The sequence below is a fragment of the Lewinella sp. W8 genome, from assembly GCF_004375085.3.
Taxonomy (GTDB): Bacteria; Bacteroidota; Bacteroidia; order Chitinophagales; family Saprospiraceae; genus Neolewinella.
The window spans coordinates 137,697-154,975 of the sequence record NZ_SNAQ03000001.1 but is presented as its reverse complement, the minus strand read 5'-3'; the positions used below and the strand labels follow the sequence as shown (position 1 = coordinate 154,975).

The window sequence follows — 17,279 nt, the reverse complement described above, 5'->3', positions numbered from 1 at the left end:
AAAAAGAAAGCGCGGCACGAAGTCCTCTTCGTGCCGCGCTGATTGGAAAATGGTGCCTGGGGAATTACTCCTGCACTACTTCCATGTCCATTTCCTGAACAACTTCGGGGTGCAGACGCAGGGTCAGGGTGTAGCTGCCGATCTCCTTGGCCTCTTCGGGAAGGATGATCTTCTTGCGCTCCACCTCGACGCCGAACTGCTCCTGAAGGGCATTCTTTACGCTCAGTTGAGTGATGGATCCGAAAATCCGACCGCTGGTACCGGCCTTGGCACCCACCTTAAGGGTCTTGCCCTGAAGTTGAGCGGCCATTTCTTTGTAGACGTCCAGACGCTTCTGCTCCTGAGCTTCCTCCCGACGGATCATCTCGTTGAGACGGCCGAGGTTAGACTTGTTGGCGATGATGGCCAGTCCACGGGGAAGCAGGTAGTTACGACCGAAGCCGTCTTTTACGTCCAGCACTTCGTGCTTGTCGCCGACTTTGTCGACATCTTTCAGCATAATTACTTTCATGGTAAATTATGTTGTCCCACCCTTTCGGGGCGGTGCCCCATGTAGGTGGTGGTTAGATAAAAGGGATTGAAGGACAGAATGATTGGAGGAGTGAATGATTCAATCCTTCATTCCTTCCGTCCTTCAGTCATTATTTACTTGAGCAAGTCCGTTACGTAGGGCAGCATGGCCAGGTGGCGGGCCCGCTTGATGGCGGTGCTGATCTTACGCTGGTACTTGAGGCTGTTGCCGGTGATTCGGCGGGGAAGGATCTTACCCTGTTCGTTCACGAAGGTGAGCAGGAAGTCAGGATCCTTGTAATCGATGTACTTGATGCCGTAGCGCTTGAAACGGCAGTACTTTTTTTTGCGTCCACCAATCTTGGGATTGGAAAGGAACTTGATATCGTCGCGACTTGCCATGATTGCAGTCTTTCTTAGTTAGTGGATGTGGATTATTCTTCCTCCTTGAAGGATTCAGCGTCGCCGGAGGGAACGCCGGACAGGCTCGGGGCGTCAGCCTTCTTGCGGCTCACGCCGTGGGCGGCGGGCTCGTTCTTGGCTGGTTTCTCCTGCTTCTTACGCTTGGCTTTGCCGATCTTGCCGGCACGCTTGTCCGCGTTGTACTGAACGCCGTACTTGTCCAGTGCTACGGTCAGGAAACGCAGGATGCGTTCGTCCCGGCGCATGCCAAGCTCGAAGTTGTTAAGGAAAGCTCCGTTGGGGGCGGTGTACTCAATGCAGTAGTAGACGCCGTTGCTGCGCTTGTTGATGTCGTAAGCCAGCGTGCGCAGGCCCATCTCATCCACGAAGACGATCTCACAACCCTCCTTTTGGAGGTTGTCTACGTACGCCTGAGCCGTCGACTTGATGTCTTCGGTCGACAGCACCGGATCTACGATGAAAGTAGTCTCGTAATTTCTCATATGGATCAGTCGTACTGATATGGTTAGAAAAGAATGTTAATCACCCTGGCGCCAACAGCTTGGGCCAAAGCGGGTGCAAAGATACGACTTTTTGGCAAACGAGGAAGACTTTTTTGCGCCACCCACCTTTCGGGCCAGAGTTACGGGCCCGAGTTCCGTTCGCTCGTCGGGCGCTTCGATTGTTTTAAGCATGCGACGGCGCGCAGGTGCCATGAATATTAGGATTTAGGCTCAAGGATTTAGGATTTAGGCGAAATTTGGAATGGGGACGAAAGATCTTGTGTCCTTACCAGGAAGATGCCCCAATTACATCTTAGATCCTTCATCCTAAATCCTTAATCCTTCATCCTAAACCCCGGCACCTGCGCTTGCGCCCAAAAAACCATCCTTATTAATAGGATAGATTACAATTTCGCCAGAATCTTCCGTCCCCGGCTGAGGAAGCCGGCACTGGCCCCCTCGGCGATCTGGTTTTCGATGACGCCCCGGAGCTCGTCCTTCAACTCCGGGTAAAGGGTGCAAAAATTGGCCACAATCTGCATGGCGAACACGCGCATGGCCACCGCGTCGGCCGGACTGGCCGTGACCCGAAAGGCCAGGTCCAGCAGGTGGCCCTGTGGTTCTTCGGCGATGAGTGCCAGGGGGATTTCTGAAAAGTACCGCAGTACGTTCCGGCGGATGGCCGGATGGACGGGCTGTCCCGCCGCCTCAATCAACCGCAGGTGAAAGGGAATCAGCCGGTCCGGATGCCGCCGCCCCAGGTCCCCCACCACCATGGCGGCCCGCTGGGCCTCCACCACTTCCCGTCCAAAAAAATGCTCCATGAAAGCAGTGAGGTCTTCCGGGTGCCTTTCCAGATGGTCGAGCAGCAGGTCTGCGTTCGCCCGGGAGTGTTCGCTGAGAAGTTGTGCCCGAAAATCCATGTCGTAAAGGGTTCGAATGCTAAAGTTGAGGATAAGCACGGGGCCGGCCGAGTGGTGCCCCGGCACAAAATACAAAGCGGGAAGCGCAAGGCACTTCCCGCTTTGGGTATTCAGTTTAGTTGGTGGAGCCGAGGGGTCGGTCCGCTCCTGGTTTAGTCGAAGGACTGGTTAGATTGCTTGGAGGCGGCCACCAATTCGGCGTACTCTTCGGTGCTCAAACCGTCGTAGCAGTACTGAATGGGATCGACCTTCACGCCGTCCTTATGAATTTCGTAGTGCAGGTGGCTACCCGTGGAGAGTCCCGTGCTGCCCACCTTTCCGATGGTGGCACCACGTTCTACCTCTTCGCCTTTTTTGACCAGGACCTCGCTCATGTGGGCGTAGATGCTTTCGAAGCCGTATCCGTGGTCAATGATTACGCATTTGCCCAGGTGACCGCGGACGCCCGCCCACTTCACCTTGCCCTTACCGGACGCCTGGATGGGCGTGCCCCGGGCGCAGTTGAAGTCAATGCCGTAGTGCATCTTCTTCACCTTATATACCGGGTGAATCCGGTAACCGAAGCCAGACAGGTTTTCGATCTTGCGGTTGAAGCGGTCGCTGCGGATGGGCTTGATGCTGGGAATGGAGGCCAGCATGTCTTCCTTTTGCTCGGCCATCATGGTGATGGAGTCCAGCGAACGACTCTGGAGGTCCATCTGGTGCTTCAGGCGATCCACGTTTTCCCGGAGCTGGGCCATGTAGTCACCGCTGCGGGGAAGCGACCGTAAGTCTTCGTAGGCGTCGTGACCACCACGACCACCCTGCCAGACGTCCTGGTCAATGGGGTCCATGCCGAACACCATGCGGTGGGCGGCGGCATCACGTTCCTGGAGGTTGCCCAGCACCGCAGAAAGCTCGGAGAACTCTCCCTGAATGGACGCGATTTCTGCACGAAGAACGTCGTTCTCCTGCATCAGCATCCGCTCACTCGGACTGGGGAAATAGCGGTGCACCAAAAGCAGCATGACCACCGCGGTAACGGAGGCTGCGCAGAAGAAGCCGAAGATTCTCAGAATGGTGTAGCGCAAAGGCTCAACAACGCGATCGTACTGAAGCGTCTGTTGATTAAAGATAAATTTCTCTCGTCTCATAGACGTTGTCTTAAACCTAAAATAACAGTCGCATTGAAGGCTGAAGATAAATTACTGTTGGTATGCAAGGCACTCAAAACGATTAACGACTGTTTTATCCCATGAAACCAATAAACCTATCGCCATTGGATTTCGTTGTGCGCGAATGTAGGTTATTTCCCAATCGGTTACTAAAAAAGCATAGAAAAAGTTATTAACAATTTAACCAATTTGGTTTCAAAAGCTAAATATCGTCAATAATTCACAAATTAGTTAACAAAAATTGCTTGTTTAAATTTGGTTTTTATACGTTTTTTTAACACAAAAAATAGCGAAAAAGCCTACTGAAGCACCAAAAGGATTAGCACCCGAGGCGCCTAGCGAAAATTCGCTACCTTGCCGAAAATTACTGATCATGCAGGGAAAAACGGTTTTCATTTCCGGTGCCAGCCGGGGGATTGGCCTGGCCATCGGCAAGCGACTGGCCAAGGCGGGTGCCAACATCATCGTTACGGGAAAAACCACTGAGCCGCACCCCAAGCTGGAGGGCACCATCTTCACGGCCGCTGAGGAGATCGGCGCCATGGGGGGAGGACAAGCTCTTCCGATCGTGATGAACGTGCTCGAAGAAGAGCAGGTAGCCGCCGCGCTGGAACAGGGGGCTAACCACTTCGGATCCATTGATTACGTGATTAACAACGCCAGTGCCATCAGCCTGACCCCAACGGCCATGACGACCATGAAGCGCTTTGACCTCATGTTCGGCATCAACGTCCGGGGCACTTTCATGGTCTCTAAATTGGCGATACCCTACCTGCGGGCCGCCGGAGGCGGACACATCCTGACGATGAGTCCTCCGCTGAACCTCAAACCGGAATGGTTCGAAAACCACCTTGCCTACTCCATGAGCAAATACGGGATGAGCATGACCGTGCTCGGTCTGGCTGAAGAACAGGAGCGTTTCAACATCAAGGTCAATGCCCTCTGGCCCCAGACCACCATCGCCACGGCCGCCGTGCGTAACGTTCTGGGCGGGGAAGAAATGATCAAAATGTCCCGCACCCCGGACATCGTCGCGGATGCCGCCTACGAAATCCTCACCAGCGACCGCAGCGGGCAGTTCTGCATCGATGAAGATATCCTCCGGGAAGCTGGCATGACGGACTTTAGCCACTACAGCGTTACCCCCGGCACGGAACCGCTGAAGGACCTTTTTGTGGAATAGATTGGTCTGTTGGTCTGTTGGTCTGTTGGTCTGTTAGTCTGTTGGTCTGTTAGTCTGTTAGTCTGTTAGAAGTTAAGGGAATGATGAAACACCAAACTAAAATACTAACGAACCAAAAGACTAACGAACTAAATTACTAACGAACCAAAAGACTAACGAACCAAAAGACTAACGAACTAAATTACTAACGAACCAAAAGACCAACAACCGCTACCGAAACATGCCGAAGCAATCATTATACCTACTGGCAAATTTCTTGCGCTGAAGTTCCCGGCTTTGTCCGAGGTCAATCTGGATACTGGCTTCGAGGGTGGGGCCCAGGCCACCGGGTACGTTCCGCAGGTCCGACACCACGGCGTCGTAGCTGATCCCAATCCGCAAAATATCCTGGCGGAAGCTGACGCTGCCGATGAACCCGTCGGCGTTGGCGAAGGCATGACGGTACCACCCGCCCAGGGCAAAGGGCCCGTAGCCGAAGTAGGCCCCCAGGTTTAGCTGCTGAAAACTCGCCTGGGAGGTGTACAGAAAGTTGGGGGTGACGTAGGCCGGGCGCCGGCGATTGCTGTAGCGTTTGACGTTGAGCTGGGCTCCGCCGTGGATGCTGAAGCGCTGGGGACGTCCGGCGTAGAGGTTATCGTTGAGGTCGATGAGTTGTTCATCGGGGCGGTTCAGGTGCTCGATGCTGATTCCGCCATATAAATTCTTGGCGTACATCAGCACCCCGATTCCGAAATCGGCGGAGGTTTTCGAGGCCGAAACCAATTGCTCTTCGGTAATGCCCGTGGCGCCGTCGAGTGGATCGAGTACGTCTCCGAAGATGAGTCGATTCTGGTCCAGGGCCGTAGAAAGGATGCCGGCCGCCATCCCGAAGCGGGCGTGAAATTCCCGGCTCACCTGTACGTCGTAGCTGTACACCAGGGCGACTTCCGTGGTCGTGTAGCTGCCCTCCAGCTGACTGTCGTTCATCACCCGCAGGCCGAAACTCGACGGCGTATTCTCAATGGGCTGTTCGTAGGAAGCCGCGATGGTGGTAAACGCACTCGGAAAGGTGGTATGCTGCGCCCGGTAGTTCAGACTTATCCGCGGAGCGGGGCTGACCCCGGCAAAGGCCGGATTGAGCCGTAGGGGAGCGGCGTAGAATTGAGAAAAGACCGGATCCTGTGCCCCAAGGGAAGGCAGCAAAAACAGGAGGGCAAGTATGGTAAAGGTTTGGCGCATCGTTTGGGGATAACTAAAGGCACTGGCACATCGGGCGGGCGGACAAGGCCCCACTCCGGAATACTAACGTAAAAAAGGGGAAATGTTTACATCTACCTCCCGCCGGATTAACGTTAGTAAGCGCTGGTGCGGCCCTAAAGCTAGGGTGCGGCACCCCGCTTTCCAAACCCCATGCGTTAAAGTGCGATCTTCGCGTCGTGCCCCCGACAGCCCCCAACGATTCGGGGCAAAAACCCGTTTACCAAACAACGTTTCCCGGTCCTGACCGTATCTTGTTTTAGCCCCCACACGTATACCTATGCTTAAGCATCTGCTTACCATTCTTTGCCTGTTGACCCTTACCGGTCTTTCCGCTCAACTTCGCTTTCAGGATGAGCTCCTCTGGGACGACTCCCCGCAAATCATCGAGTGGGAGGGCGTTCGTTCCGTAAGCTTTTCCCATACCCTGGTGCCCCGGGGAACGAGTACCGTTTCAACGCAGGGGCGACGGAGCGCAGGTGCAAAGTTTAGTAGTCGGGCCCCGGTGTACGTCCGGCAGTTCCCCGCGGCCCCGAACCGGGAGTACACCGTGGAGGTCCTCTCCGCCAATTTTGAATCCATTGCGCTGCCCGCTGGCGCGGCAGCATTTCCCGAAGACTTCACCTTTTCGGTAAATACCACCCAGCAGCCCGAGGGCTGGATCGGACTGGTCAGTGCTCCGGCCATCATCAATACGTCCACCGGTCCCCAGCGGCTGGTTTCCGTAGACATTCGCCTGGTCCCAAATGGCGGCCGGGGAACGGGCCGTATGGATTACGCCACCAACTCCGTGCTCTCCCAGGGGCAGTGGTTCCGGGTGGCCGTGACCCAGTCGGGTATCCACCGCATTAACGGAGACTTTCTGGCCAACGAGCTTGGCCTGGATCCGGGAAGCATCAATCCACGGTCGCTGGCCCTGTTTGGCCAGCCCACCACCGGAAAGCTTCCCGAGCCCATCGAAGTATCCACACCCGATGACCTGACCGAACTGGCCATCCGGGTAACGGGAGAAGAAGATGGCTCCTTTGATGGAGGTGATGCTATCCTTTTCTACGCCGAGGGGCCCGATCGGCAACGCTACGAGGCCGACCAGGATCGCTTCTTTTACGAAAAGAACGTCTACGCCACCGAGAACTACTACTACCTGAGGGTAGGAGGTGCGGACGGCCGCCGGATCAGTCAGCTTCCCGCCGCCAACGCCACGACCAGCACCAACAGCTACGACGCCTTTTACCACTTTGAGGAAGATCGCTTCAACGTCCTGCATGAACTGGGGGGGAATTCCCACGGCTCCGGTCAGCAGTGGTTCGGCGAATTTTTCAAGGTATCTCGCGAGAAAAACTACCCCACCCTCTTTCGGGTCCCCAATGCGGTGGCGGGAGAAACGGCCGAGCTGCGGGCGCAGATGGCCCTGCGCACGGACGTTACCAATCGCTTTTTCGTGGAAGTGCAGGGGCAACGGCTGACCAGCCGCTCCGGCAGCAGCGTCAGTTTCGGTCGTCAGGAACAGTTACCGGCCGCCCGCCCGACGGAGCTGATTGGCAACATCGAGCTGAGCTCGCCCGAGATCGACGTGCTCGTGGATTACCCCTTCCCCGCCAACGCCAACAACAGCGAAGGTTGGCTGGACTGGATCCAGCTCCGCGCCCGGCGCCAGATCAGCTTCCCCGGCCAGGATCAGTTCAACTTCCGGGATACGCGCACCATGGAGGCTCCCGCCGTCACTTACCAGCTGAGCAACCTCCCCGGAGATGCCCTCGTGTGGCGGGTGGACGGTGCGGACGTTCGGCAAGCAGAACTGACGAACGGCAGCTTCAGCGCGCCCGCCGGTGGCACCTTGTTTGAGTACGTTGCCTTCCGGCCGGGGGGCAATCTACCCGCCCCCGTCTCGGGCTCCCGGGTGGATAACCAAAACCTGCACAGTATCGAGCGGGCCGACATGATCATCGTCAGCCACCCCACCTTCCTGACCCAGGCCGAGCAGCTGGCCGAGCACCGCCGCAGCCACAACGGCCTGGAAGTAGTGGTGGTCACCACCGAACAGGTCTACCACGAATTCAGCAGTGGCCGCCCCGACGCCGCGGCCATCCGGAATTTTGCGCACATGATCTACGGCCGGGACCCTAACCTCCGGTTTCTGTTGCTTTTCGGAGACGGAAGTTTTGATCACCGCAACATTCTGGGGCTCGGTACGACCTTCATCCCGGCCTTTGAGCACAGCGGTAACATCACGGAAGTGGGTAGCTTTCCCGCCGACGATTTCTACGGGATTTTCAACCCGACGGCGGCCGGACAACCCCTCGGCCCCATGCTCAACATCGCCGTGGGTCGGCTTCCCGTGAAGTCCGGCGACGAGGCCAATCAGGTGCTGGCCAAGCTGATTCGCTACGACACGGAACCGGCGACCCTTGGCGACTGGCGCACCCGCATGGTCTTCGCCGGAGACGACGAAGACGGAGGCACCCACTCCCGCGACGTCAACACCGTCGCCAATGCCGTTGCCGCCCGAAAGCCGGACCTCAATTTTGACAAACTCTACTTCGACCTCTTCCCCCAGCAGAGTCTCTCCGCCGGGGACCGCTACCCGGACGTTACGGAAGGCCTGGACCGGGCCATCTTCCGCGGTGCACTCGCGGTCACCTACCTGGGGCACGGCGGCCCGCGTGGATGGGCTCAGGAGCGGGTGCTCACCATTCCACAAATTCGGAACTGGACCAAGGAGCCCAACGCCATTGACCCCATCCAGCCGCCGGTCTTCATCACGGCGACCTGTACGTTCAGCAACTACGACGATGCGTCCTTTGTCTCGGCCGGAGAGGAAGCACTACTGACCCCCAACGGCGGGGTAATTGCCCTGCTGACGACCACCCGTCCGGTGTTCGCCAACCGTAATTTCCAGTTGACCAACGAAACCATGCAGGCCATGATGGACCGCCCCGAGGGGGAATGGCGCAGCCTGGGAGACATCATCCGGATTGCCAAGAACAACGCCATGGGCGTTGATTCAGGAACCCGCCTCGACGGGCGAACCGAGAACGTCCGGAAGTTCACCCTGCTCGGGGATCCGGCCACGGTGATCGCCCTACCCCGCCACGCCATCCGCACGACCATGATCGACAGTCTCCCCGTCAGTGCGGAGCGGCAGGATACCGTCCGGGCACTACAGAAAATGCGCATCAGCGGGGAAGTAACGGACGTGGCCGGCAACCTGTTGGAAAACTTCAACGGACAGGTATTTCCCACCATTTACGACAAACCCCAAACGGTTACTACCCTCGCCCAGGACCCCGGGAGCCCCGAGTTGGAGTTCTCCGTGCAGCGCAACATCGTCTTCCGGGGCAAGGCCACCGTTACGAACGGCCGGTTCTCCTTTGAATTTGTGGTTCCCAACGACATCAACTACGCCTTCGGGGCGGGAAAAATCAGCTATTACGCCGAAGACCTGAGCCAGTTTACGGACGCGGCCGGATTTTACGATCGCCTCGTTATCGGCGGCACGAGCAGTGTGGCCATCAGCGATAATCAGGGTCCGACGGTAGACGTCTTCATGGACACCGAAGACTTCGTGGCCGGTAGCCAAACCTCCAGTGATCCGGTGCTGCTCGTTAAGCTGTCCGATGACCTGGGAATCAACGTTACGGGAAACAGCATCGGGCACGATCTGGAAGCCGTGCTGGACGAAGACACCCGCAACGCCATCGTCCTGAACGACTACTACGAAGCCGACGCCGATGATTTCCGGAGCGGCACCGTGCGTTACCCCCTGTTTGACCTGGAACCCGGCCTGCATACGGTTACCGTACGGGCCTGGGACGTAGCCAACAACAGCGCCGTTGGCCAGACGGAATTCGTGGTGGCCGCGGACGGCAATGACGCCCTCACCCGGGTGCTGAACTACCCCAACCCGTTCACGGACCGAACGTGCTTCCAGTTTGACCACACCCTGGTCGGTCAGGAGGTAGAAGCCATCGTGCAGATTTACACCATCAACGGTCGCCTGGTGAAGACCCTCACCAGGGACTACCCCTTCAGCGATGGTACCGTCCGCCAGGACGACTGCATCGAATGGGACGGGCTGGACGACTACGGTGAGCCGCTGGCCCGGGGCGTATACCTCTATCAGGTTCGCCTGCGGGGGGACCAGACGAATATCCTGAACGGAGAACTGGAGAAGTTGGTCATCTTGAAATAGAGTGGTGATTTGATCATTGAAAAGCCGCTACTTACCGCGATTGGTCAGTCAAACTCGATATTGACTGCGCCAGCAATAGGGAATGTACTACGCAGTACTTCGTGCTTATCTGACGACCGCTCGTAGAATAGGCGGTAAATACGTTTGCCTTTCTACCAATAAGCATGGCTTCGGTCCAACGAACCCGGCACCTGCACGCGTTGCCTAATTATACTACTCCCTTGGGTTCGGCCGCTTAGTTTCGACGGTCATATTTTCCTGGCTGACCAATCCCACCGGTAGCTCACGAAAAGCAATTCCTTACGCCGAATCGGTTTATCTTTGCCACCCATTTACGTTCAAGCAATGATGTACCGCTTTTTACTCCCGCTAATCACCCTGAGTTTTTTCCTGGTTTCCTGTGGCAGCGACGCCGCGGAAGAAGCCGGAACCACCGATACTGCGACCGAATTCGTGGAAGAGTCCGACGAGGAGCGTCTGTCCAAGATTGCCCCGCCCCCACCCGTTTGTGTCTTCCTGACCGAAGCGGAAGTCCTCGGACTTTTCGCCGCCGGCGTACAGGTCCCCCTGCCCGGCCACCGGGCAGCTACCAGCTACAACTCCTGCCAGTATGAGCTGACCAGCCCCGACTGGAGTGGAACGCTCATCGTGGAGATGCCCGAGGAACCAAGCGGCATTCAATCCATCATCGATGAGGTGGCCGGTGCCAAGGGTGCAGATGCCGTCAAGATTGGGGAGTACTCCGCCCGCATCAAGAATGAAGGACGCATTATTTCCGTGGAGGCCGGCAAACCCTTCCGGGTTAAATTTTCCGCGCTGCCGCTGAACGGCAAGCCCGCACCCTTCGACGAGGCGGCCCGCCGTGAACTCATCATTAAAATGGCCGAAGGCGTGCTGGCCGTCTAGGCCTCGCCAACCCGGACATTTTTTTGCGCAATGGCTGATTCAGCAGGTTTCTCCCGCCGAGGAAAAATATTACCTTGGCCTACCTAATGAAGAAAATCATCACGGACCTGCTCGACCACGTCAGATTCCTCTACCTGAAGGATCGCTTTTTCGTGGCGCTGGGAGGCTGCCTCCTACTTTCCGTGATGGGCTTCTGGTGGACGCCAACCTACTACCTGGCCATCGTGGGGCTCCTGGCGCTCCTGGGGGCACTGGGCTATGATCTCTTTCAACTTGCCCTGGCGGCCCCAAAGATTACGGGGCGGCGGACGCCCCCGAAAATCCTTTCCCTCAGTGATGCCTCGACCGTGCGGGTACGGATTCAGAATTCCGGCCAGCAGGGTTTTCGGGCGGTACTGACCGACGAGCTTCCTCCGGAACTCCAAATCCGCGACCACGCCCTTTCCTTCGATCTCGAACCCGAGGGGGACCAGGAACTCACCTACCAGATTCAACCCATGAATCGGGGGTTGTACCGCTTTGGGGACCTCAATATTTTCCTCCAGGGAAGCCTGGGGTTAGCCGAACGCCGGGTGAACATTCCGCAGGAGCAGGAAATTCCGGTCTACCCCAGTATTTTGCAGATGCGGCAGTTTGCGTTGCAGGCAAAGACTACCGTCCCCGCTCCCGGTCGGCGGCGCCTCCAGCGCCTGGCCAAGAGTTACGAATTTGATCAGATCAAGGAGTACGTACGCGGCGATGACTACCGCAGTATCAACTGGAAGGCCACCAGTCGGCAGCGCACCCTGATGGTTAATCAGTATGAAGACGAGCGGGCCCAGAGGATATTTTGCTGTATCGACAAGGGCCGGACGATGCTCATGCCCTTCAACGGCCTCAGCCTGCTGGACTATTCCATCAACGCTTCCCTGGCACTGAGCAACGTGGTGCTGGAGCGGGAGGACCGTGCCGGGCTCCTCACCTTCTCGGACAAGATCGGTACCGTTCTTCCCGCCGACGCCAAGCCCGGGCAAATCCGGCGCATCATGGAAAGCCTCTATCGGCAGGAGGACCGCCAGAAAGAGAGCAATTTTGAATTGCTCTACTACGCCGGCCGGAAATTATTGGGCGGAAGAAGTCTGCTGATTCTCTTCACCAACTTTGAAAGCAACTACGCCCTCGACCGCATCCTGCCCAGCCTGCGCCGGGTAGCCAAGATGCACCCCCTCGTGGTGGTGCTCTTTGAAAACACCGAAATCGCCGGCATGCTGGACGACCCTACCGAGGACGTTGAGGACGTGTATCGGAAATCGACGGCCCGTAATTTTCTCCAGCAGCGGCAGCTGATGGCGGCCCGGCTACGGCAAAATGGCGTTCACGTGGTGCTTACCCGTCCCGAAGACCTGACGGGGGACGTCATTAATAAGTACCTGGAGCTCAAATCTATGGGGGTGGTGTAAGCCCGGGCTGCGCTAAAACAGCCCCGGAAAAAAGGCATCCCGCAGGTGCTCCAGGGTATGCGAGCCATCCTGATGCAGGAGAATGGAAATGATGTCGAAGCGCACTTCCCAATCGTGGCCGGTTTCGTACATGTAGGCCTTCGCCGCCCGACTGATGCGCGCCTCCTTGGCCGCCGACACGGCACCGGAGGGATGGCCGTAGGCCAGTCCGCGGCGGGTTTTCACCTCCACGAAGACCAGGCAATCCCCTTCCCGGGCGACAATGTCCAGCTCCACCCGCCGGTAGCGGTAGTTGACCGCCTCGATTTCGTAGCCCAGATCGAGTAAGTGCTGACGGGCGATGGCCTCGCCCCGGCGTCCGGTATCCTGTCGGTCAGTTTTCACCAAAGGAAGATAGGGAAATAAACCTTCGTCGGCCTCGGGACATCTTATTCCCAGCCAATTCACCGTTATATTTGCGACTCAAGCGTACCCCTACCATGAAACGACTACTCCTTTCCTTATTAATGCTCAGCACCCTCACCCTCAGCCTGAGCGGACAGAACACCCGCGAAGACGAAGCCCGGGATGACCTCGACTACACCAGCAGTAGTGAGGACCGCCGGCGGCAGCAGAGCAACTTCGGCGGACAGCTGTGGTACGGAGCGGGAGCCCAACTCGGGTTTCAGGGGGGCAACGGCACCAGCTTTTTCCAGATTGGGGTCTCCCCCATCGTCGGGTACAAGCTCAACAACGTCATCAGCGTTGGTCCCCGGGCCAGCCTCACCTACAACAACTTCCGCTTCGAGACCTTCAACGGGACCGAGCGGAACAACTTCCTCACCTGGTCCGGCGGAATCTTTGCCCGCGCCAAGGTATTCCAGCAATTTTTCGTGCACGGGGAATACAGCCTCGTGAGCGACGTCGACATTTTCACCAACGGCGACGAAGTGCGGGTGAACCGCACCATTCCCTTTCTCGGGGGTGGTTTCCAGCAGGGCGGTGGCCCCGGTATGGCGGGCTTCGAAATCCTGATCCTCTTTCGCCTGACCCAACCCGACCGGATCAACGACAGCCCGTACGAATTCCGGACGGGCTTCAACTATAATTTCTAAGCCGGAAGCTTTTCTGGTCCGATCACCATCGGGGCGCGAGCGCAGGTGCACAGCTCTTCCGGAAGGAGCCCGGCACCTGCGTTCGCGCCCCGTTGCTTTTTTCCAATACCCACGGTCCAACACCGCGTAGCCGGCATCAATCTTTCGCTAGCCCTATCTTTCCCGTATGCTATACCCAATTAAAGACTACCTGTGGCCGGAACGCTGTCCCCGTTGCCGGCAAAGTATGGCCGTAGGCGACAAAGTGCGGCGGCTGTTTACGACCCTCGGCAAAATCGGTCGACTGGTCAGCGGCAAGGAACTCGCCGAAGAGAAGCCCGGGGCCACGCACTGCCCCTTTTGTCAGCAGGTACTGCCCAAAAAGTAGGCCGGCTACTCCCCGATGGTGCCCAGCTCCACCCCCTCGGAGTAGGCCATTTTGACGTTGTGGGCGGACAGGGCGGACTTCACCCGCTCGTTAACGGCAAAGGTGGCCGCCCAGTAGTTATTGGGGTCCACGTAGGGCCGGATGGCGACCACGATGTTGTGGGTATCGTAGGATTCAATACCCACTTCGGGAGCCGGATCGTGGTGGATTTCGGGCACACCTTCCAGCGCGTTCAGGATAATTTGCTTCAGCTTGGGGAAGCTCTCCTCGTAGGCCATGAGAATGCTCAGCTCCAGGCGAATGTGGCCCTGCTGACTGAAGTTGGTGACCACGCCATTGATCACCTCGCCGTTGGGGACGATCAGGGTTTTCTTGCCGGGAGTCACGAGGATGGTATTGAAAATCTGAATTTCCTCAACCTGGCCGAAGAATTCATCCGGTACCTGAATCCAGTCGCCCACCTTGTAGGGACGGAAGAGAATGATGATGATGCCCGCCGCAAAATTGCTCAGGCTTCCCTGCAGAGCAAGGCCAACGGCAAAGCCGGCGGCAGCGAGTACGGCCACGAAAGAGGCGACGTCGATGCCCAGCACCCCCGCTACCGTAAAGAACAACAGGATTTTGAGGCCGATGCCCACGATGGAGCCCAGGAAGGGCGTCAGCTCGGCGCCGATTCCCCGGTCCTGCATGGCCTTGACCGTGATCCGCACTAGTCGATTGATGATGCGAACACCAACCAGCATGATGATGATTGCCCCCGCAACCTTGGGGGCATATTCGATGACCATATCACCGGCCGTCTTCAGATAGCCCTGTAGCGTTTCCGTATCCATGCCGCGAAAATAGTGGGTTGGCGCGGGTATGACAATTCGAGTTACCGAAGAAAATCGCTAACCCTCCAAAATCCCCGTCGGCGCCACCGCATCTCCGGCCGTTTGGCCCGAGTCGGGTGACCGCAACACGAGATCCTGTTTAACGGACCAAGGCCCTAATGAGGCCGTTCCACCAGAAAGCCGGGTGTCCTTTCTTTATGGGAAAATCCACTCTGCCGGGCCTAGGTCTTCCGCTTCTTCTTTTTGGCGGCGGGGAAGAGGATGTTGTTCAGGATGAGGCGGTAGCCGGGGCTGTTGGGGTGGAGACTCAGGTCCGTCTCGGGATCATTGACCAGGTGACGGTAGTCGGCCGGGTCGTGTCCGGCGTAGAAGGAGAAGAAGCCTTCGCCGAAATTACCGTGCAGGTAACGGGCTTCGTCGGCCGGTTTGGTTTCGCCCAGCACCAGCACGTCGGATTTGATGTGCTCGTTACGGAAGGCGGTCGTTTGCCCCATGAAGCCCTTCACCGTCCGGGTGTGGTTTTGGGTCAGCATGGTGGGGACGGGGTCCCACTTCGCGCTGAACTCAAAGAGGGTGAAGTAATCTTCGTTCTGGGCCACCCGGCGGGGATTGTGGTCGATGCTGCTGAACTCGTACTCGAGGGGATTCCGCTGTAGCTGGAAGTTCTCGAAGGCAAAGGTTTTGGAGTAATCCAGCTTGCTCTGGGCGTTGGGGTCGATGGGATCTCCGTCGTAGTAGGGTGCACAGATGTCTACGCCCTCCGCCGCCAGGGCGATGTCGTAGCTATCGGTGGCCGAGCACATGGCGAACATGAAGCCACCGCCACCGACGTATTCCCGGACCTTTTTGACCACGGCCAGCTTGAGTTGGCTCACCTTTTCGTAGCCGTTGGCGGCGGCCAGTTCTTCCTGATAGGCCACCTGCCGGCGGTACCAGGAGGCAGTGTGGAAGCTGCGGTAGAAGCGCCCGAACTGTCCGGTAAAGTCTTCGTGGTGCAGGTGGAGCCACTCGTACTGCGCCAGTTGATCGTTGAGAACCTCCGTATCGTAGATCGTTTCGTAGGGGATTTCCGCGTAGGTGAGGACCAGCGTAACGGCGTCGTCCCAGGGCTGGACCTTAGTGCCCTCCCGGAAGTTAAACTCGGGGGTGTACACCGCAATTTTCGGGGCCTTTTCGAGCTTCATGGCGTCCATGTTCTGCTCCGGGTGGTTGATCTGTTCCAGGATGGCGTTGAACTTGGCGTCCGGGATGACCTCATACTTCACGCCCCGGGTGAGGCACTCTCGCTCAAAGGCCCGGCTATGCTGGAAGGCAAAGCTTCCGCCCCGGTAATTGAGCAGCCACCAGGCATCTACATTATTATCGAGGACCCAGTAAGTGATGCCGTAGGCCTTCAGGTGATCCGTCTGGCTCTCGTCCATCGGGATGAGCATCGTGGAGGCCTGCAGACCAGCGGTACCCAGCAACAGCAGGAATAAAAAAGAGAGTTTACTAGCAGACATACGTTTGGGGCTTAATTGGAAAGTAGAAACGTTTGAAGGGGGTTACCTAGTGCACTAAGGTAGGGAATGTAGTACGGTAGTGGGTAGTAAGGTAGGGGGTAGTATGGTAGGGGGTAGACTAGGTAGGGAAAATTAAATGCCGGGGCGAGCTTAATGGTTTAGGGTGGAGCGGGTAGCGGGTAGGGAGGGTAGCGGGTAGCGCGGCGGGGCCAACAAAGAAAAACAGTTTGTATCAAGTATTAAAAAACCCTACATTTACCATTAATTAGCTTACTGAATTACCAATGAAAAAGCAAAAGGTTAACCGCAAGTATAACTTCCCGGACGCAGATCTGTACCAGATGTGCATGGACGCCATTCGCCTGGCGAAGCGGGACCTGGCGCACTTCAAAGCCTACAATTATGACGGCCACCGGCTGAAGGGTTTTCACGATCGCTGCAAACGTTTCATGGAGGTTCCCGACGACGACGAGCTGTTGGGTGATCAGATGGTGGTGACGGACAAGAAATACGAAGCCGCCGAGGCCGTCAAGGCGGGTATTCGTTCGGTCATGACCCGGGTGCGAATGAAGTTCAGTAACCGGACCGGACGCTACCGGAAATTCGGTACGGCCAAGATGGGGGACATGACGGACGCCCAACTGCTCTTCTGTGGGCGACGGGTGATTCGCGTAGCGCGCGCCCAGTGGGACTTCCTGGCGGAAACCGGGCTCAACGAGGGGCATCTCGAAAAACTGGCGAAGGCTTGCCAACGCTTTGAAACGGCCATGAATATCCAGCAGGACAAAATCGCCGACCGCGACATTGCCGTGGAGAGCCGGATCGACATCGGGAATATCCTCTACGATGAAATGATTAAGGTCTGCGACATCGGTAAGGACATCTGGGCCGAGACCGATCGGGCCAAGTACGAGGCGTACTGCATTTACGAGAGCAACAACGAGCAGAAGAAGATCGCGAAGGCGAGGAAGTAAGGGAATGATAGTCTGTTGGTATTTTAGACTGTTGGTATTTTAGTCTGTTGGTATTTTAGTC

At 57.2% G+C, this 17,279-nt stretch carries 16 protein-coding genes; 7 read left to right on the top strand and 9 right to left on the bottom strand.

All coding sequences use genetic code 11. From position 1 onward, the window contains the following. Positions 1-64: 64 nt before the first annotated feature. The 5 genes from rplI to E1J53_RS00630 form a co-directional block, all read right to left on the bottom strand. Positions 65-511, bottom strand: coding sequence for a 50S ribosomal protein L9 (gene rplI / locus E1J53_RS00650; protein WP_134270052.1), 447 nt, complete (start codon positions 509-511; stop codon positions 65-67). Positions 512-645: 134 nt separating this feature from the next. Further along, positions 646-915 (bottom strand): 30S ribosomal protein S18, encoded by a 270-nt coding sequence (gene rpsR / locus E1J53_RS00645; protein WP_368671722.1) that lies wholly within the window; start codon positions 913-915, stop codon positions 646-648. Positions 916-944: 29 nt separating this feature from the next. Beyond that, positions 945-1,415 (bottom strand): 30S ribosomal protein S6, encoded by a 471-nt coding sequence (gene rpsF / locus E1J53_RS00640; RefSeq protein WP_134270050.1) that lies wholly within the window; start codon positions 1,413-1,415, stop codon positions 945-947. Positions 1,416-1,819: 404 nt separating this feature from the next. After that, positions 1,820-2,338, bottom strand: a complete 519-nt coding sequence (locus E1J53_RS00635) for a hypothetical protein (RefSeq protein ID WP_134270049.1) — start codon at positions 2,336-2,338, stop codon at positions 1,820-1,822. A gap of 152 nt (positions 2,339-2,490) precedes the next feature. After that, positions 2,491-3,471, bottom strand: coding sequence for a M23 family metallopeptidase (locus E1J53_RS00630; RefSeq protein ID WP_134270048.1), 981 nt, complete (start codon positions 3,469-3,471; stop codon positions 2,491-2,493). A 394-nt stretch (positions 3,472-3,865) separates the two neighbouring features. On the opposite strand from E1J53_RS00630, the gene E1J53_RS00625 reads away from it, so the two are divergent. Further along, entirely contained in the window at positions 3,866-4,675 is an 810-nt protein-coding gene (locus E1J53_RS00625) for an NAD(P)-dependent oxidoreductase (RefSeq protein ID WP_134270047.1), read from the top strand. A gap of 210 nt (positions 4,676-4,885) precedes the next feature. Here the strand turns inward: E1J53_RS00625 and E1J53_RS00620 are convergent, their stop codons facing one another. Further along, positions 4,886-5,893 carry a type IX secretion system membrane protein PorP/SprF gene (locus E1J53_RS00620; protein ID WP_134270046.1) on the bottom strand — a complete coding sequence of 336 codons (1,008 nt, stop codon included), beginning with the start codon at positions 5,891-5,893 and terminating at the stop codon, positions 4,886-4,888. 298 nt (positions 5,894-6,191) lie between these two features. Here E1J53_RS00620 and porU point away from each other — a divergent pair, with 298 nt between their 5' ends. From porU to E1J53_RS00605, 3 genes are all read left to right on the top strand, one after another. After that, positions 6,192-10,103, top strand: coding sequence for a type IX secretion system sortase PorU (gene porU / locus E1J53_RS00615; RefSeq protein WP_134270045.1), 3,912 nt, complete (start codon positions 6,192-6,194; stop codon positions 10,101-10,103). A gap of 345 nt (positions 10,104-10,448) precedes the next feature. Further along, positions 10,449-11,009, top strand: coding sequence for a hypothetical protein (locus tag E1J53_RS00610; RefSeq protein WP_134270044.1), 561 nt, complete (start codon positions 10,449-10,451; stop codon positions 11,007-11,009). A gap of 86 nt (positions 11,010-11,095) precedes the next feature. Continuing rightward, positions 11,096-12,448 (top strand): DUF58 domain-containing protein, encoded by a 1,353-nt coding sequence (locus tag E1J53_RS00605; protein WP_134270043.1) that lies wholly within the window; start codon positions 11,096-11,098, stop codon positions 12,446-12,448. A gap of 12 nt (positions 12,449-12,460) precedes the next feature. Here E1J53_RS00605 and E1J53_RS00600 read toward each other — a convergent pair whose 3' ends face one another. Then, positions 12,461-12,832, bottom strand: a complete 372-nt coding sequence (locus E1J53_RS00600; RefSeq protein WP_173021320.1) for a YraN family protein — start codon at positions 12,830-12,832, stop codon at positions 12,461-12,463. Between the two features lie 95 nt (positions 12,833-12,927). On the opposite strand from E1J53_RS00600, the gene E1J53_RS00595 reads away from it, so the two are divergent. Further along, positions 12,928-13,542 carry a hypothetical protein gene (locus tag E1J53_RS00595; protein ID WP_134270041.1) on the top strand — a complete coding sequence of 205 codons (615 nt, stop codon included), beginning with the start codon at positions 12,928-12,930 and terminating at the stop codon, positions 13,540-13,542. A 166-nt stretch (positions 13,543-13,708) separates the two neighbouring features. Continuing rightward, a complete protein-coding gene (locus E1J53_RS00590) occupies positions 13,709-13,909 on the top strand; it encodes a hypothetical protein (RefSeq protein WP_134270040.1) in 201 nt (66 codons plus the stop codon). A 5-nt stretch (positions 13,910-13,914) separates the two neighbouring features. Here the strand turns inward: E1J53_RS00590 and E1J53_RS00585 are convergent, their stop codons facing one another. Beyond that, positions 13,915-14,742: a mechanosensitive ion channel family protein gene (locus E1J53_RS00585; RefSeq protein ID WP_134270039.1), complete on the bottom strand. Its 828-nt coding sequence runs from the start codon at positions 14,740-14,742 to the stop codon at positions 13,915-13,917. 221 nt (positions 14,743-14,963) lie between these two features. Next, on the bottom strand, positions 14,964-16,244 hold the full coding sequence (locus E1J53_RS00580; RefSeq protein WP_134270038.1) for an asparagine synthetase B: 1,281 nt from the start codon (positions 16,242-16,244) through the stop codon (positions 14,964-14,966). A gap of 284 nt (positions 16,245-16,528) precedes the next feature. Between E1J53_RS00580 and E1J53_RS00575 the strand changes: the two genes are divergently transcribed. Beyond that, positions 16,529-17,218 carry a hypothetical protein gene (locus E1J53_RS00575; RefSeq protein WP_134270037.1) on the top strand — a complete coding sequence of 230 codons (690 nt, stop codon included), beginning with the start codon at positions 16,529-16,531 and terminating at the stop codon, positions 17,216-17,218. The last annotated feature ends 61 nt before the right edge of the window (positions 17,219-17,279 follow it).